Source organism: Moritella sp. JT01 (assembly GCF_001574435.1).
Classification (GTDB): Bacteria; Pseudomonadota; Gammaproteobacteria; order Enterobacterales; family Moritellaceae; genus Moritella.
This window is the reverse complement of record NZ_LOCN01000001.1, coordinates 374,568-399,778: the sequence shown is the minus strand read 5'-3', so window position 1 is coordinate 399,778 and position 25,211 is coordinate 374,568. Positions and strand designations below refer to the sequence as shown.

Annotated in this window: 19 protein-coding genes; 10 read left to right on the top strand and 9 right to left on the bottom strand. The window is 40.0% G+C overall.

Going from position 1 to position 25,211, the window contains the following annotated elements; genetic code table 11:
• Positions 1–181: 181 nt before the first annotated feature.
• The 4 genes from AKG98_RS01790 to AKG98_RS01775 form a co-directional block, all read right to left on the bottom strand.
• Entirely contained in the window at positions 182–592 is a 411-nt protein-coding gene (locus AKG98_RS01790; RefSeq protein WP_083543854.1) for a nitrilase-related carbon-nitrogen hydrolase, read from the bottom strand.
• Between the two features lie 204 nt (positions 593–796).
• Positions 797–2,413, bottom strand: coding sequence for a BCCT family transporter (locus AKG98_RS01785; RefSeq protein ID WP_067040437.1), 1,617 nt, complete (start codon positions 2,411–2,413; stop codon positions 797–799).
• Positions 2,414–2,730: 317 nt separating this feature from the next.
• The gene (locus AKG98_RS01780; RefSeq protein WP_228140184.1) at positions 2,731–3,027 is read right to left on the bottom strand and encodes a GGDEF domain-containing protein; all 297 of its coding nucleotides are present in this window, start codon (positions 3,025–3,027) and stop codon (positions 2,731–2,733) included.
• Between the two features lie 407 nt (positions 3,028–3,434).
• Positions 3,435–4,433, bottom strand: coding sequence for a DUF1800 family protein (locus AKG98_RS01775; RefSeq protein ID WP_228140180.1), 999 nt, complete (start codon positions 4,431–4,433; stop codon positions 3,435–3,437).
• 177 nt (positions 4,434–4,610) lie between these two features.
• Here AKG98_RS01775 and AKG98_RS01770 point away from each other — a divergent pair, with 177 nt between their 5' ends.
• Positions 4,611–5,462: a tetratricopeptide repeat protein gene (locus AKG98_RS01770; RefSeq protein WP_067040431.1), complete on the top strand. Its 852-nt coding sequence runs from the start codon at positions 4,611–4,613 to the stop codon at positions 5,460–5,462.
• 62 nt (positions 5,463–5,524) lie between these two features.
• Here the strand turns inward: AKG98_RS01770 and AKG98_RS01765 are convergent, their stop codons facing one another.
• Complete coding sequence (locus tag AKG98_RS01765) at positions 5,525–6,409, bottom strand: LysR family transcriptional regulator (protein WP_067040428.1); 885 nt, start codon at positions 6,407–6,409, stop codon at positions 5,525–5,527.
• A gap of 116 nt (positions 6,410–6,525) precedes the next feature.
• Here AKG98_RS01765 and rhtB point away from each other — a divergent pair, with 116 nt between their 5' ends.
• The 7 genes from rhtB to purB all read left to right on the top strand — a co-directional run bounded on the left by rhtB (position 6,526) and on the right by purB (position 16,602).
• A complete protein-coding gene (gene rhtB, locus AKG98_RS01760; protein ID WP_067040425.1) occupies positions 6,526–7,149 on the top strand; it encodes a homoserine/homoserine lactone efflux protein in 624 nt (207 codons plus the stop codon).
• A gap of 774 nt (positions 7,150–7,923) precedes the next feature.
• Positions 7,924–10,161: an NADP-dependent isocitrate dehydrogenase gene (locus AKG98_RS01755; protein ID WP_067040420.1), complete on the top strand. Its 2,238-nt coding sequence runs from the start codon at positions 7,924–7,926 to the stop codon at positions 10,159–10,161.
• 341 nt (positions 10,162–10,502) lie between these two features.
• The gene (locus tag AKG98_RS01750) at positions 10,503–12,380 is read left to right on the top strand and encodes an acyltransferase family protein (RefSeq protein WP_228140179.1); all 1,878 of its coding nucleotides are present in this window, start codon (positions 10,503–10,505) and stop codon (positions 12,378–12,380) included.
• A gap of 180 nt (positions 12,381–12,560) precedes the next feature.
• The gene (locus tag AKG98_RS01745; RefSeq protein WP_067040416.1) at positions 12,561–13,268 is read left to right on the top strand and encodes a pseudouridine synthase; all 708 of its coding nucleotides are present in this window, start codon (positions 12,561–12,563) and stop codon (positions 13,266–13,268) included.
• A gap of 176 nt (positions 13,269–13,444) precedes the next feature.
• Positions 13,445–14,584 carry a tRNA 2-thiouridine(34) synthase MnmA gene (mnmA, locus tag AKG98_RS01740; protein WP_067040412.1) on the top strand — a complete coding sequence of 380 codons (1,140 nt, stop codon included), beginning with the start codon at positions 13,445–13,447 and terminating at the stop codon, positions 14,582–14,584.
• Between the two features lie 2 nt (positions 14,585–14,586).
• The gene (gene hflD, locus AKG98_RS01735) at positions 14,587–15,210 is read left to right on the top strand and encodes a high frequency lysogenization protein HflD (RefSeq protein ID WP_067040409.1); all 624 of its coding nucleotides are present in this window, start codon (positions 14,587–14,589) and stop codon (positions 15,208–15,210) included.
• A 24-nt stretch (positions 15,211–15,234) separates the two neighbouring features.
• Positions 15,235–16,602, top strand: a complete 1,368-nt coding sequence (gene purB / locus AKG98_RS01730) for an adenylosuccinate lyase (protein WP_067040406.1) — start codon at positions 15,235–15,237, stop codon at positions 16,600–16,602.
• Between the two features lie 106 nt (positions 16,603–16,708).
• On the opposite strand, the gene AKG98_RS01725 is transcribed toward purB, so the two are convergent.
• From AKG98_RS01725 to AKG98_RS01715, 3 genes are all read right to left on the bottom strand, one after another.
• The gene (locus AKG98_RS01725; RefSeq protein ID WP_067040403.1) at positions 16,709–18,082 is read right to left on the bottom strand and encodes a DUF1329 domain-containing protein; all 1,374 of its coding nucleotides are present in this window, start codon (positions 18,080–18,082) and stop codon (positions 16,709–16,711) included.
• Between the two features lie 24 nt (positions 18,083–18,106).
• Positions 18,107–19,891, bottom strand: coding sequence for a DUF1302 domain-containing protein (locus AKG98_RS01720; protein ID WP_067040400.1), 1,785 nt, complete (start codon positions 19,889–19,891; stop codon positions 18,107–18,109).
• A 123-nt stretch (positions 19,892–20,014) separates the two neighbouring features.
• A complete protein-coding gene (locus tag AKG98_RS01715; protein WP_157534047.1) occupies positions 20,015–20,872 on the bottom strand; it encodes a DUF547 domain-containing protein in 858 nt (285 codons plus the stop codon).
• 439 nt (positions 20,873–21,311) lie between these two features.
• On the opposite strand from AKG98_RS01715, the gene AKG98_RS01710 reads away from it, so the two are divergent.
• Both AKG98_RS01710 and AKG98_RS01705 read left to right on the top strand, forming a co-directional pair.
• Positions 21,312–21,944: a 2OG-Fe dioxygenase family protein gene (locus AKG98_RS01710; RefSeq protein ID WP_067040397.1), complete on the top strand. Its 633-nt coding sequence runs from the start codon at positions 21,312–21,314 to the stop codon at positions 21,942–21,944.
• Positions 21,945–22,085: 141 nt separating this feature from the next.
• Positions 22,086–23,324 (top strand): cysteine desulfurase-like protein, encoded by a 1,239-nt coding sequence (locus tag AKG98_RS01705; protein ID WP_067040394.1) that lies wholly within the window; start codon positions 22,086–22,088, stop codon positions 23,322–23,324.
• Between the two features lie 111 nt (positions 23,325–23,435).
• Here AKG98_RS01705 and AKG98_RS01700 read toward each other — a convergent pair whose 3' ends face one another.
• On the bottom strand, positions 23,436–25,187 hold the full coding sequence (locus AKG98_RS01700) for a flotillin family protein (protein WP_067040391.1): 1,752 nt from the start codon (positions 25,185–25,187) through the stop codon (positions 23,436–23,438).
• Positions 25,188–25,211 lie beyond the last annotated feature (24 nt).

The window sequence follows — 25,211 nt, the reverse complement described above, 5'->3', positions numbered from 1 at the left end:
ATTAAAACTCAAATAAACTCTATTTATAGGGCTTTCAACAAGATAACTATGTGAAACACATAAAAATCTATATATACATTTATATATGTATAACCAATCTATGAGTAACGGCCTTTAAATCAACATGAGTAGATGCTTTTATCCGTTTTAATTTTTAAATTGTATTGGTGATTGACGTACTTTATTCACTTCTAGTGTAAAAACATCTGGCCTTGAATAGTGTCCGGCGACATCGAGCGCACGTTTTGAGGTTGAGGGTTGTTCTACTATTCTCATTATCACTTTCATTCATACCACAAACGACAGTGACCTTATTGGATTTTGCAGCGGCAATAATAGGCTTAAGATCATCTGAAGAAAGATCAATGGCGTTCCTAAGTAAGCGCGTATGTAACTCTTCACTTACCCCCCAGTCACCACCGGGTCTAAGCCGCCATATCCATGCCGGATAACCCGGAATAAACGCTTCTGGAAATACAATAAGTTCAGCGCCTTGAGCGGCGACCGTATTAATAATATTCGCGGCTTGCTCTACCGTTCTCGCTTTATCAAGCACATAAGGCGCTTCTTGAATAATGGCAATTTTAGCCATACTTAACTCCCGCCTAGTAAGTTATAAACTTTAAGTAAAGCTAAGTTATGAGTCTAGTCGAGAACGTTTTGAAACGACAAATTACAATATCCGAAAATAAATTCCCATCCATGCGAACAAAAACAAAAACGGCCTCAAACATACATTTGAGGCCGTCGGCATTTAGCATATTAAGTGTTAGCACTTAAATTGTAAGCGAGATCATTACTTGTATAAATGATACTCTGAATTCAAGCCTTTCATTAAGCTCACACACATTACTAACATTAACAAGGCAAATGGTAGTCCTGTCGTTACAACACCCGCTTGCAAGGCCTGCAGCGCATCGGTACCACCAATCCAAAGCATCGTCGCCGCAATTGAGCCTTGTATAACAGCCCAGAAAATACGTTGTGGAACAGGTGCATCCACTTTACCGCCCGACGTAATACTGTCGACGACTAGCGAAGCTGAATCTGATGAGGTAATAAAAAATATTAACACCAATACAATCGATAATACTGACAACATATCACCATACGGCATTGCATCGTATACATGGAATAATGATAAAGAAATATCAGTTAAACCATTGGTACCAAGCTCACCGACTTTATTAATCACTTGATCGATAGCAATACCACCGAACGTCGCCATCCATATCAGTGTCACTAACGTTGGCACAAAAATCACTGCACATAAGAACTCACGTACTGTACGGCCTTTGGAAATACGCGCAATGAACATACCGACGAATGGTCCTAATGAAATCCACCATGCAAAATAGAATACCGTCCAACCCTGCATCCACGCCAGATCGTCACGACCATGCGGGTTACTTAAAGTCACAAAGTTTTCTGCGTAAGCAATAAATGTGTCAGGAATTGTTACGATGATGACATCAAAATTAATAACCAGTACAAAGGCTAATAACCCAAATGCAAAAACCATATTGATATTACTCAATACTTTAACGCCGCCATTAATACCACGGATCACAGAGATTATTGCCACTAGGGTCACAAGCACAATGACAACCAACTGCAAGCCAAGGCCGCCTTCAGTACCAAATACATGATTAATACCACTTGCCGCTTGCTGTGCGCCGAGGCCAAGTGATGTCGCTAGCGAAAATAATGTCGCCAGTACAGCCATAATATCAACAATGTGGCCAGCCCAACCCCACGTGCGATCACCAATAATCGGGTAAAATACCGAACGAATGGATAGTGGCAGACCTTTGTTATAAGAAAAGAAAGCCAGAGCAAGACCGATAACGCCGTAAACAGCCCAACCGTGAATCCCCCAGTTATAAACCGTTGCCGCCAGCGCTAATGATTTAGCTTCTGCCGTAAATGGTTCAACATTTAATGGCGTACCCCACCAGTTAGTGAAATAAGCGGTTGGTTCAGCAACCCCCCAAAACAACAGGCCAATGCCCATACCCGCGGCAAATAGCATTGTTAACCAAGATAGGGTTGAGTGATCTGTTTTTGCTTCTTTACCACCAATACGGATTTTACCAAACGGCGATATAATCAATAGCATAGTAAAAAGAACAAAGAAGTTGGTTGACCACATAAAGACCACATCAAATTCTGCCATGATGCTATTTCGAACATTCGTTAGGGCTTCTTTTGCAGTGGAAGGGTCTACGTAGAGGAGGACTGAAATTAACAGGAAGATTAAACCTGCACTAATACCGAATACAGTGTTGTGTATATCGAAACCCCATTTTTTAATGTTGTCCTGACCAACTTGGTAATTAGTAGTTTCAATACTGTATTTATTTGTCGAATTATATTTATCTGTCGAACGGTACTTATTTAACGAACTATCCATAATTAATGCTTGGGTATATCCTGCAATACTTTTTATCGAAAGTAGAAACGAATTGGCGATCAAATGTAAAAATGATTCTACCAAGAAATAGATAGTGGTTAACAGAGCACAGAAATGTGATGAAACTCAAAAAACCTCAACCTTGCCTCTATTTTAATCGATTATAACTTGTAATCCTATAAATAAATGTTCAATAAAATAACAATCCACCACTATAAAAAATCCAACACTTTACTTAACTTTGTATACTCAATGCCTTAAAAGAAAAAGCCCCTCAGATAAAAACAACAAATTAGTAATATTGATAATTACTCGAATTACCCTCTTTCAACGATGATATCAATATGACTCGGCGAGCCATAATCACACAGAATTAAAATAAACTCATCACCACCAAGACGAGCAAAAATATCACTGCCGCTGATACTATGCGATACTCTTTTCGCTATAATTTTAAGCACCTCATCACCGCCTTGGTAACCTATCGTGTCATTAATTTGTTTAAAACCATTTAGGTCTATAAAGAAGCAACACAAGGATTCTTTCTTTTGCATTTGTAACGTCATCAACTCCACACAACGTTTTCTATTCGGCAGCAAGGTTAATGTACCAATATTTGATAATGCTTTAGTTCGTTTAAAATTTATTTAGAAATGGACGTAATAAATAGTCATGCAATATCTAACATGTACGATTTATTACAGCGAACAATTGAGATTTTAGAATTAAGAATTATTGAAATATCGATGACGATATAGAAGAAGATATAGATGGGATACAAAGATTTCGGCTAAGCATGTACTCAGCTTCAATGCTGATGACAGTGGTACGTTAGAGTTTGGCTAACTGGAACATTCAAATATAGGAATTTGGTTTATTCGTCCCCGTTAAGTTCATATGAGTGAGGACTTCGTTTTCACAGAGGATTTAGCGGGGGCTAATCATGCCAAGATATATCAATAATATAATGGCATGGGTTTACATATCCATAACAGCAATGAAAGCTGAAAAGGATAAAGCTTTAAACCTGGGCGTCATCATCAAGTAAAATAGCGTGCACAACAGCACTTAAATCACCGCGTATACCTTCGCCATTATCATTAAATACCGTTGCAATGCGTTTAATATAATCAGGTGATGGATTTGATTCCACCAAACGCTGGATCAGCTGGCGACTAATAAAAGGTCCGACATTGGGGTGATTAAATAACACATCGAGACTGACAGACAATTCTTTATCCGCTTTCATTCCCGCTATGATGTGCTGACCAAGTAATATTTTTTCGTTGTAGTCATGCTGCTTAGGCGACAATTCCATAAAGGTGTCATAACGCCCACTACGACGATGACCATAGCGTTTGTTTTCGACTAAATCCCAGCCTGTAAATATCCGCGCTAAATTTTCAACGTCCGCTTGTTGGTAGCTCGGAATTTTATTCCCCTGCTTATCTAAAATAACGTCTCCACTGATATCTAATTGATACAGGCCAATACTGAATAACTGCATCACTTCACGGGCATAGTTTTCGTCTGGGAGTGTATTTTCATTCAGATTAGCTTTACGATTACCTTGCATCGACAGGTAAGTCCCCATAGTGGGAGACAAAGTGATGTCTTGCAATAAATCACGGTAATTACCAAAGCTATGCTTCACGAACAGATCGTAATACCAAACTAAACCATCACTGTATTTAGCCAATGCAGGTTCTTGACTCGACACCACAAAAATCTGAGACAAAGCAAATGCCACCCGTTGATGTAATTGATCTTTCGCCGCTAACGAATAATGCCAACTGGGTGCCAATTGCAGCTGCGCAGTAATCCATTGCTGACGCGTGATTTGCTGAGCACTTAACAATGTTTCAGGTGTTGGCCCAAAACTAGCTTGATACGATAATTTTTCCGCCGCATTGCCATTTTCTGTAGTCACTTCTGTATTAGTGCTGGCAAACGCAGAAGTTGAATTTAAACAAGCAAGCAGAGCACAACTGATGCTGTTTATAAATAAAGACTTACTCATCCTAGAACACATCCTTGATACCAGTAACCTATCAATATATGCTGTTTTTGTTTTGACGACAGTGATCAAGATCTCACTCATAGACAGATACATTAGACTTGATTATGCTAACTTTACCCCCCATATGTCTTTCATATACCGAATTTATATCGATACGCAATTTGACGGAGTTAATCAGTGCAGAATTATATCCTTGACCTTACCAGTGAAAACTTTCAAGAGATCTTACTACAAGGTAAATACGAGCAACCAATCGTCATTGATTTCTGGTCTGAACGTTCGCCAGAAAACCAGGTAAGTGCCCGCCTATTAAATATCGCCCAAAGCTTAAATGGTCAAATAATTCTGGCTCGATTAAATTGCGACCGTCATCCAGAATTAGTTCAGCAATTTGGCATTAAAAGCCTACCGACCATTGCCATCTTTAAGGATGGTAAACCCGTTGATAGCTTTGTCGGAGAACAAGAAGAAGCGGCTATCCGTGAAATCATTAGCCGTCATTTACCAAAGCAAGAAGAAGTATTGTTGCAACAAGCACAGATGTTGTTAATGGACAGCAAGTTTGCAGAAGCAGTGCCGCTAATGGGTCAAGCTTACGAACTGGCACCGGATAATACCGATATCAAAATAGCTTATGCACAAGCACTTCTCGGTTCACACCAAGTTGAAGCCACCGAAGCATTACTTGATACATTTGCTGAAGATGAACAACAAAGTAACCAATATCAAACGCTACGTTCACATTTAGAGACAGCTAAAAAATCAGCAGAAACACCGGAAATCATCGCATTAACAGCTGCGCATGAAGCAAACCCAGATGATTTACAAGTTGCTTATGATCTGGCACTGCAACTGCAAATTGCCAACAAACATAACGATGCGATAGTATTGTTATTTAAGATCTTAAGCACGGAATATGATTTCTTAGAGGGTGGCGCAAGAAAAGTTTATTTAGAATTATTATCGGTAATTACTGATGCAGCACTCGTGGCAGACTACCGCCGTAAACTCTATAGCTTAATGTATTGATAGTTAAATCATAAACCCTGATGCACCAAGCTCAGGGTTTTATTGTACTTTACAGCCCTCCCCTAAGGCTCAGTAACATCAATCGATTCCAGCTCACTTAAGTGCTTCATGAATAGTTCCTGTAGCCTGGGCTGACGGGGATGATAAGCATGCATTAGCACCATTTTTCGATCATACTTTCTATCAGGAATAATAACGCTAGTAATGGTCTCGTTGTACTGCTCTAATCCTGCCCAGACTGGTACCATTGACACACCGACCTCTTCAGAAACAAGTTGAGCAATCGCTTCAAGTGAATCCAGATCGAAGATCGTATTTTTAGTCATCCCTTTTTCAATCATGCATAACTCTGACATCTGCCCTCCCCAACAAGTAGGGTCATATCGGATATAAGGGTTGTTATCAAGTATTTCAGTTATAGTCCCTTTTATGCTTTTATGATGAATTAGAACCAAAGGTTCATCCCTTAGAATCCAGTATTTCAACGATTTAGGGATAGTAGAGGCAGGCATAACCATGATAGCAGTGTCAATATCACCATCGATCAGGCTGCGGTATAAATCAATCGAATTACCCGGTGTAATATGAAACTTTGCTTCAGGTGCCGAGGCTCTAATTGACTTAAGTGTCGCCGGAATAAAAGCAGCTAACGAGGTAGAATTAGCCCCAATCCTTAACGTACCACTAAACCCTGAACCCTGAACGACTTCAAGTAGATCCCTAGCCTCCCTAACAAAGGATTTAGCTTTTGGAAGAATAGTTAAACAAGCATCGGTTGGCTGTACCGTATTGCCAGCTCGGCTGAATAACTTACATTTAAATTCACGCTCGAGTGACTGAATTCTCTGGCTGACTGCGGCAGCGGTTATCATTTGTGACCTTGCAGCCCCAGCAATTGATCCTTCCTCTGCAACAGCAATCAGGCTATCAATAAATCTAGTATCCATCACTTTTCCTTACGAAGAAAGAAACATAAACATATTATGTCTAACGAACAATGCTAATTAAACTAGCTCTAATTACAGCTCAAGTCCAGAGCTGTCACTATTAACCGGAGTAATCTATGAATTTTGATTTATGGCTGGCATTTTTAGTTGCCTGCATCGTACTGGCGATATCCCCTGGTGCAGGGGCGGTAAATAGCATGTCTATCGCCATGAAACATGGCTTTAAACGTAGTTTAATCTCTAACCTTGGATTACAAGTTGGTAATATCATTAATATTACGATTGTAGGTGCAGGGCTAGGTGCATTACTTGCCCAGTCTGAGGTCATGTTTTTTACGATCAAGTGGGCAGGTATTATTTATCTGATTTATCTGGGGATCCAGAAATTCAGAGAAAGTACCACCGACTGTAATGAATTAGAACGTCGTCAAGATGAAAGCGCATGGAAAGTGTTTACTCAAGCAGTATTTATCAACATAACCAATCCTAAAAGCATTGTTTTTCTAGTTGCCTTATTGCCTCAGTTTATCGATCCATTAGGCTCATACTTACAGCAAATGCAAATTCTTGGTATCACTATGGTCGTTGTGGATCTGACGGTAATGGCGGGTTATTCAATGTTAGCGACCAGAGTGGCTCATTTAATACAGAGCAAACGCCATCTTATGATTCAGAATCGAATTTTCGGCTGCATGTTTATTGGCGCAGGCACGTTACTGGCAGCGATCAGTAGAAACTAATATTAGCTTTTACTCAATCCAAAACTGTCGTCTTAAATATTAATTGGAGGGCAGCTTAGTTTTTTCAGCTTAGAGGTGTTACATCAAAACACCTCTAAGCTGAATTCCGAAAAATATACATGTGCTTCACATCTCAATATTGACCGTTAACTAAAAGCTATTTGACAAAATATCTCTCTTCAGAAAAACCTCTTAGCGCTGTCTTCGAATTTTCAACAACAATACATTGCGCTGCATTATCGTGAATATACCGATTACAAAATCCTTCAGTTTCACCAAATAATGCTTATGGATACTCAAATCAAAGCAGCATTTTATTCCACCAAAATTCAATATATAACTATATGAATCTGCGTAAATAAACTAGTTAAGAACAAAAGTCGTTCACTGTCCCGTTATTATATATAGAGAGCGAACCGCAGAACCTTAAAATGTAGATATTTAGTTAATCAATGGTTACTAACAACCCACCGTTTAGTTTTAATGAACACGAACATATAGCTATTTAATGACAAGTACTGGCGTTATAAATAATTACAAAGTGGTATGATTTCAAGTATTTTGAAGTTAAACAAGATGGATAATACGATTTTTATGATACTATGAAAAAAGTAGATACGGAGCATCTGCTAGGATAACAGCTGTTGCGATTTCTGCAACCTAGCTATAACAATTTTCAATCCCTCTAGAATCTGCACTTATTTAAAAGACGCTAGCAGACGATGTTCCGAATAGTAACAGGGGGGACAATACGCTAGTAATCCAGGGAATAATATGTCTGACAAAAATTCAACGATTATCTATACATTAACGGACGAAGCGCCGTTATTGGCAACCTACTCACTGCTACCTATTATCGAAACATTCACGTCAACAGCGGGAATTGATATCGTTAAACGTGATATATCCGTTGCAGCCAGAATTCTGGCCGAATTTCCAGATTATTTAACTGAAGAACAACAGTTACCAGATAACCTCAGCGAACTAGGTCGTCTAACTCAAGACTCAAATACCAACATTATTAAACTGCCAAATATTAGTGCATCTGTACCTCAGTTACAGGCAGCAATTAGTGAATTGCAATCCCAAGGATTCCCGATTCCAAACCTTCCAGAAAACCCGCAGTCTGATGAAGAAAAATCGATTTTACAACGCTATTCCACAGCACTTGGTAGCGCGGTAAATCCGGTACTTCGTGAAGGTAATTCAGATCGTCGAGCGCCTAAAGCCGTAAAAAATTACGCACGTAAACACCCGCATTCAATGGCTAAATGGAGCCAAGCATCACAAACTCACGTAGCGCATATGCGTAAAGGTGATTTCTATCACGGCGAAAAATCAATAACACTAGATCGTGCACGTAATGTAAGAATGGAACTGCTTACAGAAACTGGCGAAAGTATCGTGCTTAAAGAAAAAATTGCGCTGCTAGATAGCGAAATTATCGATAGCATGTTTATGAGCAAAACAGCGCTATGTGAATTTTACGAACAAGAAATGCAAGATGCTTACGAAACAGGCATGATGTTTTCGCTACACGTAAAAGCAACCATGATGAAAGTATCTCACCCGATTGTGTTTGGTCATGCTGTAAGAATTTTCTACAAAGACGCGTTTGCAAAACATGATGAATTGTTTAAACAGCTTGGCGTAAATGTAAATAATGGTTTATCTAACCTTTACGAAAAAATCGCTGATCTACCAAGTTCACAACGTGAAGAAATTCGTCGTGACTTACACGCTTGTCACGCACATCGTCCAGAATTGGCGATGGTTGATTCCGATAAAGGTATCTCGAATCTACACGCGCCAAACGATGTTATCGTTGATGCGTCTATGCCTGCGATGATCCGTAGTGGTGGTAAAATGTGGGGTGCTGATGGTCGTCCAAAAGACACTAAAGCCGTGATCCCAGAATCAACTTTCGCCCGTATTTACCAAGAAATAATTGCCTTCTGTAAAACTAACGGCGCATTTGATCCTGTGACTATGGGTAGCGTACCGAATGTTGGTTTAATGGCACAAAAAGCCGAAGAATACGGTTCACACGACAAAACATTTGAAGCACCAGCAACAGGTGAAGCACGTATCGTTGATATCGACACTGGCGAAGTACTGATGATCCAGAACGTTGAGAAAGACGATATCTGGCGTATGTGCCAAGTTAAAGACGCGCCAATCCGAGACTGGGTTAAATTGTCTGTAGAGCGTGCAAGAGATTCAGATACACCCGTCGTGTTCTGGTTAGATCGCTACCGTCCGCATGAAAATGAACTGATTACTAAGGTAAATGAATACCTTAAAGATCACGACACTGAAGGTTTAGACATTCAGATCATGTCACAAGTACGTGCGATGCGTTACACACTTGAACGTGTTGTACGTGGCCTAGATACAATTTCAGCGACAGGTAACATTTTACGTGATTACCTAACCGATCTATTCCCAATTATGGAATTAGGTACAAGTGCTAAGATGCTTTCTATTGTGCCGTTAATGGCTGGCGGTGGCTTGTTTGAAACGGGTGCCGGTGGTTCAGCGCCTAAACACGTACAGCAACTGGTTGAAGAAAACCATTTACGTTGGGACTCACTCGGTGAATTCTTGGCGTTAACCGTTTCTTTAGAAGCAGTGGCGAAGAAATCAGGCAGTGTGAAAGCAAAAGTACTGGCAGCGACACTCGATCAAGCAACTGAAATGCTACTTGATAACGGTAAGTCACCATCACGCCGTACTGGTGAGCTGGATAACCGCGGTAGTCACTTCTACCTGTCTCTGTTCTGGGCTAAGTGCCTATCTGAACAGACTGAAGACACAGAACTCGCTACACAGTTTACGCCTCTGGCTGCAAGTCTCGCTGAAAATGAACAGAAAATTGTCGAAGAGCTAAATTCAGTTCAAGGCAAAGCGGTCGATATTGGTGGTTACTTCAACGCAGACCCAGCTAAATTAGAAGCAATTATGCGCCCAAGTAAAACATTCAATGATTTACTGAGTACTGCGCTTAGCTAAGTAATAACAGCTACGTATATTCAGCCCGCAATAGATTAATCTGTTGCGGGCTTTTTACTTTTTATATTCTAATAACTGTAATTATTTGCTAATGGCTGTCCCTATTTTCTAAAGACACGAGTCACAGTCAATTAATATATCGCATATCTATTCCTCCTATTCCCCCCTATTCCCCCCTATTTCCCCCTATTCCCCATCATAATTTTGATGTCTCTTGTGGCTAAAGCTTTCTTTTTGGACACCGTGATTTAAAATAGTATATGAAAGGTGACAATGACGTAGAATCGAATGTTGCGATACATTGAAAGCAAAAATCACGACAATTACGTCTGAAGGTGTACATGATAAAATTTAGAAACGATATAAATGGGTTAAGAGCAATTGCACTTATTGCTGTCGTATTGTTCCATTTTAATCCGAGTATCGCGCCCGGAGGTTTTGCTGGTGTCGATATTTTCTTTGTCATTTCTGGTTTTTTAATGACTGGTATTATCTTTAAAGGATTAAACACAGATTCATTAAATTTAGCTGATTTTTATTTATGCAGAGCAAATCGAATAATTCCCCCGCTCGCAGCCCTTTGCTTCATATTATTATTCGTTACTTGGTTTATATTGCCGCCATTAGACTATCTAACCTTAGGTAAGCATGTCGCTAGCAGCATCACTTTTCTATCAAACATTACTTATTATTATGAGTCTGGTTACTTTGATGCTAGCGCCTATGAAAAATGGTTGCTACATACCTGGTCATTGTCCGTCGAATGGCAGTTCTATATTATATATCCCATTATACTGCTGTTTTTAAAACGCTATTTTTCTCTCGAACATTTAAAACGCCTGTTAATCGTAGCCACTGTCCTAGGATTTATATTTTGCGTTGTAGCAACAGAAAAATGGCCAACCTTCGCTTATTTTTCTCTCTCAACTCGCGCTTGGGAAATGTTGTTAGGCGGTGTCGCTTATTTTTATCCGATAAAATTACACAGAAATCAAAAAATATTATTCGAAATTATCGGTATTACGTTAATATTATTATCATTTACGTTCACGTCTAAAATGACGCCTTGGCCGGGCTACGTGGCTTGCGTGCCTGTATTTGGTACCTATCTCATTCTACTCAGTAACCGAGAGACGAGTATATTTACTAATAACAGGTTATTTCAAGCACTCGGAAAATGGTCATACTCAATCTATCTCTGGCATTGGCCTATTGCGGTCTATGGCGTGTATTATCAATTGGATAACTGGGTACCAATTGGCATAGTATTGTCTGTGGTTTTTGGTGCACTTAGTTATTATCTCATTGAACAAAATCAGTTTAAAAACCCAAAAAACACACTTGTTTTTACACTAATAACGATCTTGGCTTTTGTCATGTTTTATAAATCGACCCCCTTTCTGTTATATCAAGTATCCGGTATGCCGAAACACATTATTGCCGCAAATTTAGACCAATCAGATAAAGGGGAGCTTTATACTTGGCAAATGATGAACACATTAAAAAAGAACAAGATTGATAACGATAAATTAAATGTTATGTTTATCGGTGATTCTCAATCTGCTGATTTTGTTAATGTCATCAATGAGAAAGTAAGTGTCATTAATAATGATCGAATTAATTTTATGGCTCAAAAAATATCAGCCAAATGTGGTGTTTTTTACCACCTACCTAAACCATTAAATGCGCTCTACGATAGGATTAACCTCTCTGAGAATATCGGCGAGAAAAAATTACTTAAATGTGCCGCAAAAATCAGAAAAATAACAGCGGACTCTCGCTTAGTTAATGCTGACTTTATTTTTCTTGCGATGAATTGGCGTAACTGGTCTTTAGACTATAACCTCGACGCAATTAAACAGATAAAACAAAAAAATCCACACGCTAAAATATATATTATCGGTAATAAAGGTATGAACAAACCACTGCCCATTATAATGCTTAACGCCTTTAAAGATGATCAAGATGTAAGCGAAGTCGTGTTCAAATCACTGCCTGCTACTAATATTAAAAATAATAACTTCTTCCGTAAACATCAGGATTCCGGTTATCAATTTATTAATATGACTTACGCATTCTGCCCAGTTAAAAAATGTAATGTCGTCGATAAAAATGGCCTGCCATTTTACTATGATGAAGTACATACAACAAAACAAGGGGCTAGGTATCTCTCTGACAGGTTGAAGCCACTATTACCCGCAGAATTCTATGAACCCTAAACTGATTAGCCTTAAACTGTATCTAACAAAAACACCTAACAATAGTCGCTGTCATACCAATGTATTTTAGCGGCTAATTAAATTACCCTTTATTAAACTTCTCTATATTAAATTACCCATAAATAGCCCTTCAAAATTTGCTACAATTGCATCATAAGCATTTTAATTATTAGCGATACCATGTCAACACCAGCACCAGCAAAGCCAAAACTAACTCTAGGTCGAAAGAAAGGCCCATCTGAACAGGCTAAAAAGAGCCAAATCAGCTACACCAATACGGTAAAACCACGTGGTAAGAGCAATCGCCCACAACATACTAAACCAAAAGAAGCTGGTCCAACACAAGTGTATGTATTCAATAAGCCTTACATGGTACTAACCCAGTTTACCGACGCCGATAACCGCGAAACCTTAAAAGACTATATCAAGGTGCCGGATATTTATGCAGCTGGTCGCCTAGACCGCGACAGCGAAGGATTATTATTATTAACCAATAATGGCCGCCTCCAAGCAAAGCTTACTCAGCCAGGTGAAAAAACAGAAAAGACCTATTGGGTCCAAGTTGAAGGTGAACCAAGTCCAGAAAAACTGAACGATTTACGTTACGGCGTGGTATTAAAAGATGGGTCAACGCTGCCAGCTAAAGTTGAAATAATGACAGAACCTAAGGTATGGCCACGTATACCGCCAATTCGTGAACGTCAAAATATCCCAACGACATGGTTAGCCATTACCATTATAGAAGGCCGCAACCGTCAAGTACGTCGCATGACAGCACACATTGGGCACCCTACCCTGCGTTTGATCCGCTATCGCATTGGTCCTTGGACGTTGGATAACATCCAACCAGGTGAACTAGTTGAAAGCAGTATTAACGTGATGAATTAGTACCAAAGTCTGTTTTTGCGCTAGCCTTCATGGTAAAATTCGCGCGATTGGATCTTGAGATCCTAAGAACAGTAACTAACTGTGGCCATAACACCTATTTCAGTTATATATTTAATACATTAGCAAAAAAGCCTTTAACTTTATTTGCATTACTACAAGAGTAATTAAAAGGTCCTATGACAAATAATACAATCGACGCCAGTACTAAAGCGTTAAACAGTACTAAAAAAGTAATCGTTGGCATGTCCGGCGGTGTTGACTCATCTGTTTCTGCTTACCTGTTACAACAGCAAGGTTATCAAGTAGAAGGCCTGTTCATGAAGAACTGGGAAGATGACGATAATGATGAATATTGTGCCGCTGCTGAGGACCTAGCAGATGCACAAGCAGTATGTGATAAATTAGGTATCGAGTTACACGCTATTAATTTCTCTGCTGAATACTGGGATAACGTATTTGAATACTTCTTAGCTGAATACAAAGCAGGTCGTACACCAAACCCAGATATTCTTTGTAACAAAGAAATCAAATTTAAAGCATTCCTGCAGTTTGCATCAGAAGTACTTGCTGCTGACTATATTGCGATGGGTCACTACGTTAGTCGTCGTCAAAAAGCCGATGGCACCTTTGAAATGTTACGTGGCTTAGACAGCAATAAAGATCAAAGCTATTTCTTATACACGCTCGATCATGTACAGGTTTCACGTTCATTGTTCCCTGTGGGTGAATTAGAAAAACCAGAAGTACGTCGAATTGCTCAAGAACAAGACCTGATCACAGCAAACAAAAAAGACAGTACTGGTATCTGCTTTATTGGTGAACGTAAATTCACTGAATTTTTAAGCAAGTACCTCCCTGCACAGCCGGGTAAAATTGAAAGTGTTGATGGCGAAGAAATTGGTGAACACCAAGGTCTGATGTACCACACACTGGGTCAACGTAAAGGCCTACATATCGGCGGTATGAAAAACAACAGCAGCCAAGAACCTTGGTATGTCGTTGATAAAGATATGGAGCGTAACGTATTGCTTGTGGCACAAGGTCACAACCACCCGCGTTTATTTTCAACCGGTTTAATGGCCTCGCAACTCCATTGGGTTAGCCGCGAACCATTAACACAGCCATTGCGATGCACTGTAAAAACACGTTACCGTCAGACTGATGTACCTTGTTTAGTGACACCAATCGGCGAAGACCAAATAGAAGTAACTTTTGATAAACCCGAACTTGCGGTTACACCAGGTCAATCAGCGGTATTTTACCTTGATGACGTTTGCCTAGGTGGCGCAATTATTGACGTTCAAATTAGGGGCTAACAGTGTCAACTAACTTCCAAGAATCAAATATCGCCTTTGCAGGCGTTTGTCAGGCTGCTGCACTTGTACACCAACTTGCGACAACCGGCAATTGTGATAACACACAATTAAATAATACTTTACGCTGTGTGATCGTAACGGATCCAAGCCAGACTATTGAGGTTTATGGCGATTACGCAAACCTAGAATTAGGGTATAAGACCCTCGTTGCACAGTTAAGTAATACGTCTACGGGGCCAGATAGCGCATTAACACGCTATATGATTGGTCTTGTGGCTCTAGAGCGTAAACTTGCTAAACGTAATGACATTCTTGGTATGTTAGGTGAGCGAATCTCACAAGTGAAACGTCAAACTCATCACTATGAGTTAACGGATGCACAAATTCTAAGTAACATGGCGTCAATCTATGTGGACTTAATCAGTCCACTTGGCACCAAGATCCAAATTGCAGGAACGTCAAGTTTCCTACAACAAACATTGGTGAGAGATAAGATCCGTGCAGTATTATTCGCCGGTATTCGCTCAGCAGTGTTATGGCGACAAACAGGCGGTAAACGTCGCCAAGTAGTTTTCAATCGTAAACACATGGTAGAACAAGCTAAGCAACAATTAGCTCGAATTTAACCTAAACACACCCAGGAGTATGTAATGGAATTATCAGCGTTAACAGCTGTTTCCCCGGTCGATGGTCGCTACGGTAGTAAAACAGTAGCCCTGCGTTCAATTTTTAGTGAATTTGGTCTAATCAAATACCGTGTACAAGTAGAAGTTCGCTGGTTACAAAAACTAGCTGAATGTGACTTAATTGCAGAAGTACCAGCACTAAGCGCTGACGCGAATGCTGCATTAAACAGCATCACAGATAACTTCTCTGAAGCTGACGCTGCGCGTATCAAAGCAATTGAAAGCACAACAAACCACGATGTAAAAGCAGTTGAATACTTCCTGAAAGAAAAGGTTGCTGATAACGCAGAGCTACATGCTGTTTCTGAGTTCATCCATTTCGCTTGTACTTCAGAAGACATCAACAACTTGTCTCACGCGTTAATGTTAACGGAAGCTCGTGAAACAATTCTTTTACCTTACTGTGAAAAGCTTATCGATAGCCTAACAGTATTAGCAAAAGAATATGCTGCTGTACCATTATTATCACGTACTCACGGCCAGCCTGCAACGCCAAGCACGATGGGTAAAGAATTTGCTAACGTTGTTGTGCGTTTACGCCGTCAAATGCTACAAATCGCTAACGTCGAAATTTTAGGTAAAATCAACGGTGCTGTAGGTAACTACAACGCACACATCTCAGCTTATCCAGCTGTTGATTGGAACGAATTCTCTGAAGAATTCGTCTCTAGCCTTGGTGTTGTATGGAACCCGTACACAACACAGATCGAACCGCATGATTACATTGCTGAACTGTTTGACGCAATTGCACGTTTCAACACAATCATTCTTGATTTTGACCGTGACATTTGGGGTTATATTTGTCTAGGCCACTTTAAGCAAAAAACCATTGCTGGTGAAATTGGCTCTTCAACCATGCCGCACAAAGTGAACCCGATTGATTTTGAAAACTCTGAAGGTAACATCGGTATTGCTAACGCACTATTCAATCACCTTTCTGCAAAACTACCGGTTTCTCGCTGGCAGCGTGACTTAACAGATTCAACGGTATTACGTAACCTTGGTGTTGCTATCGGTTATTCTGTTATTGCCTATGAGTCAACGTTAAAAGGTATCAGTAAATTACAACTTAACGAAGAAGCGCTACTTGCTGATCTGGATCGTAACTGGGAAGTTCTGGCTGAGCCAATCCAAACAGTTATGCGTCGCTATGGCATCGAAAAACCATACGAAAAGCTAAAAGATCTTACACGTGGTCGTCGTGTTGATGGTCCAGCTATGCAAGAATTCATCGATACACTAGAACTCACTGATGCAGTTAAAGCGGAATTAAAATTAATGACGCCAGCTAACTATATCGGTCGTGCTGTTGAGTTTGTTAACGAACTATAATTGCCAAGTAAATGATCGCTAAACCGTAAATAATTTATAATAAAAGCCCAAGCTTCGTACCTTAAACTAGAAATAGCGAAAGGTTGCTTGGGCTTTTTTGTACCTGTTAACGCCCTAATCGTTTCAGTGCAAATATTGAAAAATCATTACGCTTCACATCAATATCAAACTGCGTTCCTCTACTTTCTTCATTCGTTAATCCACTCGCTAGATAACGCCCTGAAATCAGATCATATAAAATTTCGGCGGCCACCCAAGTCACGCCGACATTATAATATTGAACGGCATGCGCTTCAGATACTCGCCATAACACATTATGCGAATCGTAGTGATCGACAATACTCGCTTGCCAGCTATCCTCATCAATAAAGAAATTACGTTTTGCATAAACATGGCGCTTGCCCTCTTTCAGCGTGGCTTGAACTTCCCACACTCGGTGCTTCTCATAGCGTGTATAATCTTGGTTAATATGACCCGGTTTTATAATGTCATCGTACGTTAAATCTGTAGATGATAATTGATAGGCATTATAAGGAATATAGAGTTCTTTTTTACCGACAAGCTTCCAGTTATAGCGATCTGGGGCACCGTTATACATATCGAAATTATCCGATGTCGATAAACCTTCAGTGCCAGTAGATTCACTATCATAAGCAACATTAGGCGCGCGACGAACACGTCTCTGGCCTGCATTATAAATCCAAGCTTTACGTGGCTCTTTCACTTGGTTCATGGTTTCATGAACTAGCGTAATAGTGCCGGTTAAACGCGCAGGCTCCACAATACGTCGCATATAATAAAACCGAATGTTGTCATCTTTAATAATATCGACCCCACCTCTTAACATCTCAGGTATTGAAGATACCTCTTCACTCTTGATTTTGATATAAGAGCCATTTCGTTGTACAGGTATGCTCGTCACTACACGTTCGGCACGGCCTCCACGATAACGGGTAATGTGATTCCAAATCACCTCTAAGCCGCTTTTAGGGATCGGGAAAGGTATCGCTATATTATAATTACTCAAGCCGTTCCCTCCTTCAGTCAATGTTGCAGTTGTCGCATTGGCCTTAATCACATCATACATTTCATCTTTTAATGCAAAACTCCGATGGGTTTTATAAATAGGCATTTTGAACGTCTTAGGATAAGTCTTAAACATCGCGATCTGACCCGGTGTTAAGTTATCTTTATACTGCTCAAGATTATCAACCGTAATCGTGAATAATGGTTTTTCTGCTATATAAGGGTTTCCGACACGCTCGTTTTCACCATAACTTGTACCTAAGCTCGCATTAGATATTCCACCAGTCCAAGCAGGAATAGAGCCATCTTCATTACCCGCAACAAGAGCTCCGACGGGCGTTAATGTACGTCCCAACTGACTCGCTTCTTCTTTACTTACTTTTGCCACAACAGTTAATGACATAATCATCATCGAAAGAGCAACCACACAAGGTGCTTTATTAAATGCTTTCATTCGTTAAATCCTTTTTACTCTGCTTTAAAATGACAGACCAAATACGAGAGAGACATAATCACGGTCGGAAATAGGATTAAATCGTCCTTCAAATCCGCTATAACTTAATGACATGCTATATCGCTGTGCGTAATCCGCTTTCAATGCCAAATTAATACCTCTTCGTCCTTCTTGAAAGGTACCTTGTGGTTCAGGGCTATAACCATAAACATCGTGAGACCAAGCAATAGAAGGGGATAAATCGACACCCGAAAAAACATTTCGGTAATTCGCTTGCACCGATAAACGATAACCCGCACTATTTGATGTCGTGAAACCGTCATCAGTATTGTGACCATCACTGGTATCAAAGCTGTTACCATAGATAGAGCTACGACCATACTTTCTTGAGTTATCTAAACTCCATACATGACCAAAGCCAAACTCAGCAACTGTACTAATCCGATCTATACCTAATACCTGATCAAACAACCGAATAAAAGTAAGCTGGGTCTGGGTATAATCGAAACGATCAAAACCATCAATCGTATCTCCTACAGCAAGGCTTCGGTATTCTTCATCCATTGGCGATCCTGTTGGCGATGCAGATAGCGCAGGCGTAAATAAATCAGAACCATTAATCTGTAATGGCAAGCCTAAACGATGGCTAACCTCACCCGATATCGCCCAATCACTGAGCGTCGTATTAAAGCTCAAACCAAGTAATTGAATGTCTTCAGGATAGGCCGTATGATATTTCGCAAGTATACTAGGGTCAGACGCATAAGGATTAAAGGGTGAGAGTCCGGCCTCTAGACTAACGTAAGGGAGCCGACTGTGGTAATTCATGTAATACAGTGCAAATACTGTTGAATTAAGGTCCTCTGCATAGTACTTCAACGCGAGACCAAACTGACCGTTATCCGATGCATATTCATCAGTGCCACGACGTTGATAGTAACCTGCGTTATACCCTGCTTGTTCACCAATTGCATCGGTAATAAGAGAGACGTTACAACCTTCAGAAAAAGTATCTGAAGTTGAAAAGTAAGTACCGCAACTATCGATGACAGTTGGTTCAAACTTAAGTTGATAGAAAGCCTCTACGGCCAGATCTGCTGTAATGCCAATATTTGTAAATAACATATTAACAGGCAACAAACCTTCTTTAACTTCAGCGCCTGGTCGATGAAATGCGGCAGCATCGACAGGGTTAACCGCGTTAATACCACCTTGAATATAAGAACTCTCGCCCCAGTTAACCACTTGCTTACCGAGACGAAGATCAACAACCGAATCACCAATATCAAAATCAGCAAAAATATAGGCATCTAATAATGCTACGCCCTTCGCTTTTGTTAAGGCATTAAAATCATCATCATTAATAACCTGGTTCGGCACGTAACTATTTGTCGCACTACCGTGGTGAACGTTTTTTTGATCAAGCACATAATCGTACCAATACTTACCACGAAAAAAAGCGCCAAAATTGTCATATTGCAATGTTAAATCATGAAGTCCTTTTGCCGTCTGCGAAAAGGCATCACCGCGATTATAATTCAAATTACCGTCATCTCCAGACGAGGAGTTACCAACCATACCCGGTGATGCAGCGCCCGCATAAGTGATCCCATTTTGCCTACCTAAGTTTTTCACATCTGCACTTTCAACTCGCCAACTTGATCCAACTGAAAACTGGGAATGAAACGCACCTTCTACGTCCCCCCAATTAAACTCCTGTGCAACTGACGAACTCGCGTAACTGAGTGCAATTAATGCAAGTGTAACGCGTTTACTTTTATATTTTTTTTTCTGTTTAATAACATCCATACTAACTTTAATTTCATCCCTTTATTAAAAATTAACCAGCACGAATGTCAAGGCTCACACTGGGTCGAACAACGCACTGTTGATTGATGTAAAGATGTAGACGTGATTTGAACTGATCGCTTGCTATGGCTGGTTTAATCGCCAGTCATAGTCATAATCGATGTCTTCGGGGTTTTGTTGGAACTTTACCAAGGCTTGTTTTAATGTCGGTTTAGCAAACAACTTTAAATGCTCAATGAGATCATTCTCATTGTTTCCAAAATCGTCTTCATACCAACTGTATATTTTGGATAATACTAAATCATCACCAGATACCATTACCCCCCTAGAATGGTTAATAAAGCTTATCGCGGCAGTATTTAATTGTTGCTCGGTATTATCAGCAGTGAATGCTTGAGCGGATAAGTTGGGGCACCCATAACTCGCGCAATTTATTGCATAATGTATACGTGGATCTTTCCAGATAGGACGTAATATAGTTTGCTCAATATCGTTTAAGCTAATCGCTCTATTATTAATTGTTGCGAGTTCATCATCCCAAGGGCCAATAGCAAAAAATGTATCCCCCATCCAGATAATTGACGATGCTGGATAGTTATCTAGCACCAATTTAACAGTCAGCGCATTATATAGATTTATCCAATACGCCTTTTGTTGATTACGGTTTAAATCGAGTGGATTAAGCCCCTGTAAACGTGTTAAATACTGACTCAATATTTGCTTATCACCTGCTGTTACGGCCTTATAATCGAATAAGTTAATGATAGCCTTGTCTTCTGAAACAATTAAATAATTATCGAGTAATAATTGCCACGAATCATGGTTAATAACGTGCTCTTCAGACTCATTACTTTGCTCCCAATAAACATCAGGTTCGGCAAAAACATTGCCAGAAAACAGAATTAAAACGAGTGTGACTATTTTATTCCTCAGTATTTTAGTGGTCTTTTCAAACTGTTCTCGAACTATCGTATGATTCATCCTTACATCCCTTTATGTATACACATCCATATATATACTTATTATGTAACTATATATAACTAGGTAGCATTAAGCTGTCCAATAAATAACGCACGAACAAAGATTGGTTAACAAATTAGATCCAGTTTGTGTGTGTTCCCTTATGAAATCGAATCAATTGTTAAAAAAATGATGAAATAGTTTGTTATTTCTTCGTCTTTTTTGTGCGCCAGCTATCACTTCAATTTTGTAAATCAATAAACCTAAGACTGTAAAAGTACACATTTACAATATATAAATTCAAAACGAAATCAAAAAACAGATCAAACATTTCAACTCGAAACAACGAATTAGTCACTTGTAAAATATACCTTTGAAGTTCAGATCCTATCTTGAAAGTAATCTCCATACACGGATAATCAGCACCTTATCTACATTTGATTAACCAAGGATTTACACCATGAATGGATCATTTCTTATTGAAGCATTTCAAGCACCCTCAACCTACGCGCAAAACTTAGGTGATTTTTTTAATGATTTAGGTGCTGATCCTTACCTTGAAAGTAACTGTCGATTCCGCGCATTCTCGCAATATCAAAAGACCGATACGAAATTTGAAAAATTAGGTACAAGTACCTTCATGCAGTCATCTGATGTAAACCGTCTTATCGGTAATATTGAACGCAAGTTCGAAGACATCTCCCCGGCGCTTGACCAGCATCCTGATTTTCAAAATTTATTAAGTGCATTTCTTGAACGAACAAACGTCGATACCACAAAACAGCCGATTGGCGTTCACCAGATCCGTGTTGTTTGTTCACAAGATAAGTCTGGGTCACCAGCACCCGAAGGTATCCATCAAGACGGTTTTGATTTTGTGGGTATTTTCTGTGTAAAAAGAGACAACATCGCCGGTGCATTTACACAGATATTTTCATCGCCCGTTGACCAGCATCCACACATGAGCACCACGTTAGAAGAAAACCAATTTATCATTTTTAACGATCGTCGCTATTACCACTACGTAACAGAAACACTGCCAGCTCAACAAGATGAAACCGGACTGCGTGACGTATTTGTTTTCACCGCTTGATCTATAAAACCAGCGATAAATCAACAATGTAATCTGTCATAAAGCAGCAACCAAAACATCACTCACACTTAGAGAACAAGATTACTCTTTGCACAAATAGAAGATGCAGAAGTAACAAGTAATTTATTAAAGGAATAACCTATGAACTTATGTATTGAGTCAATTCGCCAAGCTTTCCCAGCTTTACAACAGCAAGTGAATGGCAAGTCAGTGTATTTTTTTGACGGTCCTGGTGGTTCACAAGTCCCACAATCAGTGCTTGATGCAATGACTGCTTATTTAGGTAAATATAACTCGAACCTTGGCGGTCGTTTTTTCTCAAGTGAAAAAACCGTTGATGTAATGCGTAACGCACGCCTAAGCGGCCAAGCATTACTTAATACCGAATCACCAGATAATATCGTATTTGGTGCTAACATGACGTCACTTACGTTCCAATTAAGCCGTGCGATTAGCCGTGATTGGCAAGCGGGTGATGAAGTGATTGTGACTGCTCTCGATCATTATTCAAATGTATCAACGTGGCAGCAAGCTGCGGATGACAAAGGTGCAGTAGTGCATCAAGCTCGCGTTAATGAAGCCGATTGCACGTTAGATAGCGAACATTTAATCTCATTAATTTCAAACAAAACTAAATTAGTGGCTTTAACGTTTGCATCGAACACCACAGGCTCATTGGTAGACGTGAAGCCAATCATTGAAGCGGCGCATGCAGTGGGCGCTAAAGTGTATATCGATGCGGTACATTACGCGCCACACAAGCTTGTTGATGTACAAGCATTGGGTTGTGATTTCCTCGCCTGTTCGGCCTATAAGTTCTTTGGCCCTCACGTAGGTATCGCTTACGTGGCACCTCAATGGTTACATACCTTATCGCCATACAAAGTAGAACCCGCTACAAACCAAGGGCCAGGTCGCTTTGAAACCGGTACGCAAAGCTTTGAAGCGCTAGCTGGATTTAGCGCTGCAGTTGAATACCTTGCGCATGCAGGTGATCAAACGCTACCGCTACGAGAAAGACTTGTACAAAGCTTTAAGCTATACCAAACCCATGAACAAAAACTAAGCCAACACTTCCTTGCTAAGCTAGCGCAATACAGCAACGTAAGACTGTATGGCATTAGTGATATAGACCGATTAGCAGAGCGTACCCCTACCTTCTCTATCCGTATTGACCATGCCTCACCAGAAGATGTATCAGGCCTGCTTGGTCAACATAATATGTGTGTTTGGAACGGTCATTTCTATGCGATCGGCTTATGTAAACAGCTAGACATCTTAGATAAAGGTGGTGTGATCCGCATTGGCTTTATGCATTACAATACCACTAACGAAATTGATGCATTATTTGATGTTCTATCCACTGTGTTAGCTAAATAAGTACTTAACACAACAACGTTTAAAGGTCCCAGTGGATTGGATGGGCCCCTTGCCTGTAACATAAACAGACAAGGGGGAAATACGACGTCAATCTTAAAGATCGTGATTCACTTAGCCTATATGACTGTCTGATTCATTAATCGGATCATTGGTTGGAGCCTGAGTAACCGATTGCTTAACAAGGTTATGCTTTCCTGTAATAAGATCTTCTAATGTTCCTGTTTCTTTATCAACTAAGCCAATTTCTTTAAGCATATTATCAATCAAGGGGGCATTCGCACGATAGTTTAGCGCTGCAGTCGTGACTTGCTCAGATAGGCTTTGTGGCGCAGATGAGCGCTCATCATTCGAACCCACACTAGCAACGCTGTGACCGTTATTGCCACCATACCCTTGCAGGATCTTGATGCCTTCAATGTTCTCTAATGGCTTAACCGCATTGGCAATTAACTCTGGTAGTACTTGTAAAATTGCCAATGATTTTTGTAAATCTATCTGCTCAGTACTCAAAATATTATCCGCTTCGTAACGCGAACGTTTACCTGCAGCTTCAACGGCATACACTTTCTCGTTTGCTTCAGCATTCAGTTTTAACGCATCTGCTGATGCTTTTGCTTCAATTAAAATTGATTCGGCATTATCTTCTGCTGCTTGTTTTGCCGCATGTGCTTGAACAGTAATACCAACAGCTTCACGTTCGGCTTCTTTGGTTGCCGCGATAACTTCAATTTGCTTGTCACGGTTTGCTTGTGCAACTTCACGTGCAGTGATAACCGCTTCTTCTTTTTCTACTTTGTTCTTCTCTGCTTCCGCCGCTTTAGCACGTGCAGCTGATTCTTCTTCAGACTTAACCGCAACTGCAATTTGCTTTTCTTGCATCGCCACTTCAATATCACGCTGCTGTTGAATTCTTGACTGCTCTAATACTTTTACTTTTTCAATTTCCGCTGTTTCAATGAATTTAGATTTTTCAATTTCAGCCGCTTCAATTGCTCTTTGCTTTGCGATCTCAGCTTCGCGTTCTTCCTGTGCTCTTTGCTCACGCTGCTTAACAATCGTCGCTTGTTGCTCTGCTTTACGCATTTCAATAGCTTGCTCTTGGTTTAATTGTGCATTCAGTTTTTCTTGTTCAATTTCTAATGATTGTTTCTCTGCAAGTACATTACGTTGCTCAATCAGAATTCTATTCTCTTGCTCAATGTCATTGGTTTCTTTACGTTTACGCTCAATAATCTGTGCAAGTAACGCACGACCTTCAGCATCGAAGGCATTATTTTTATTAAAATATTGTAGGTCTGTTTGATCAAAACCTGTTAACGATACCGATTCAAGTTCCAGTCCATTTTTTTCTAAATCATTAATCACATTTTGCTGCACTTTTTGCACAAAGTCAGAGCGTTTTTCATGCATCTCTGTCATCGTCATTTCTGCTGCAACAGCACGTAATACGTCAACAAATTTAGACTCCATTAACTTTTTCAATTCTTCCACGCGCATGGTTCTAAGACCAAGTGTTTGCGCCGCCATTGAAATACCTTCTTTAGTCGGTGAAACACGTAAATAGAAGTCGGCTTTCACATCAACACGCATGCGGTCTTTGGTGATCAACGCATCTTTCTGCGTCTTTTCCACCTCGATACGTAATGTATTCATGCTTACAGGAATGGTTTCATGCAATACCGGTAATACCAACATACCACCATCTTTCGCAATTTTTTCTCCCCCCATCCCTGTTCGTACAAAAGCCACTTCTTTGGTTGAACGCACATACAATTTGGCCATGATAAAACCTATCGTCAATAACGCGGTAAACACAATACCCGCTATTGTTAGAATGAATGTGATATTTTCTGATAATTCCATATAATAATCTTCCTTGGTATGAAT

What these genes read in the sequence shown, in the direction of transcription:
- AKG98_RS01790 (WP_083543854.1), bottom strand. Translation starts at nt 592, where the DNA reads ATGGCTAAAATTGCCATTATTCAAGAAGCGCCTTATGTGCTTGATAAA.
- AKG98_RS01785 (WP_067040437.1), bottom strand. Translation starts at nt 2,413, where the DNA reads ATGGATAGTTCGTTAAATAAGTACCGTTCGACAGATAAATATAATTCG.
- AKG98_RS01775 (WP_228140180.1), bottom strand. Translation starts at nt 4,433, where the DNA reads ATGAGTAAGTCTTTATTTATAAACAGCATCAGTTGTGCTCTGCTTGCT.
- AKG98_RS01765 (WP_067040428.1), bottom strand. Translation starts at nt 6,409, where the DNA reads ATGGATACTAGATTTATTGATAGCCTGATTGCTGTTGCAGAGGAAGGA.
- rhtB (WP_067040425.1), top strand. Translation starts at nt 6,526, where the DNA reads ATGAATTTTGATTTATGGCTGGCATTTTTAGTTGCCTGCATCGTACTG.
- AKG98_RS01755 (WP_067040420.1), top strand. Translation starts at nt 7,924, where the DNA reads ATGTCTGACAAAAATTCAACGATTATCTATACATTAACGGACGAAGCG.
- AKG98_RS01750 (WP_228140179.1), top strand. Translation starts at nt 10,503, where the DNA reads ATGATAAAATTTAGAAACGATATAAATGGGTTAAGAGCAATTGCACTT.
- AKG98_RS01745 (WP_067040416.1), top strand. Translation starts at nt 12,561, where the DNA reads ATGTCAACACCAGCACCAGCAAAGCCAAAACTAACTCTAGGTCGAAAG.
- mnmA (WP_067040412.1), top strand. Translation starts at nt 13,445, where the DNA reads ATGACAAATAATACAATCGACGCCAGTACTAAAGCGTTAAACAGTACT.
- purB (WP_067040406.1), top strand. Translation starts at nt 15,235, where the DNA reads ATGGAATTATCAGCGTTAACAGCTGTTTCCCCGGTCGATGGTCGCTAC.
- AKG98_RS01725 (WP_067040403.1), bottom strand. Translation starts at nt 18,082, where the DNA reads ATGAAAGCATTTAATAAAGCACCTTGTGTGGTTGCTCTTTCGATGATG.
- AKG98_RS01720 (WP_067040400.1), bottom strand. Translation starts at nt 19,891, where the DNA reads ATGGATGTTATTAAACAGAAAAAAAAATATAAAAGTAAACGCGTTACA.
- AKG98_RS01715 (WP_157534047.1), bottom strand. Translation starts at nt 20,872, where the DNA reads ATGAATCATACGATAGTTCGAGAACAGTTTGAAAAGACCACTAAAATA.
- AKG98_RS01710 (WP_067040397.1), top strand. Translation starts at nt 21,312, where the DNA reads ATGAATGGATCATTTCTTATTGAAGCATTTCAAGCACCCTCAACCTAC.
- AKG98_RS01705 (WP_067040394.1), top strand. Translation starts at nt 22,086, where the DNA reads ATGAACTTATGTATTGAGTCAATTCGCCAAGCTTTCCCAGCTTTACAA.
- AKG98_RS01700 (WP_067040391.1), bottom strand. Translation starts at nt 25,187, where the DNA reads ATGGAATTATCAGAAAATATCACATTCATTCTAACAATAGCGGGTATT.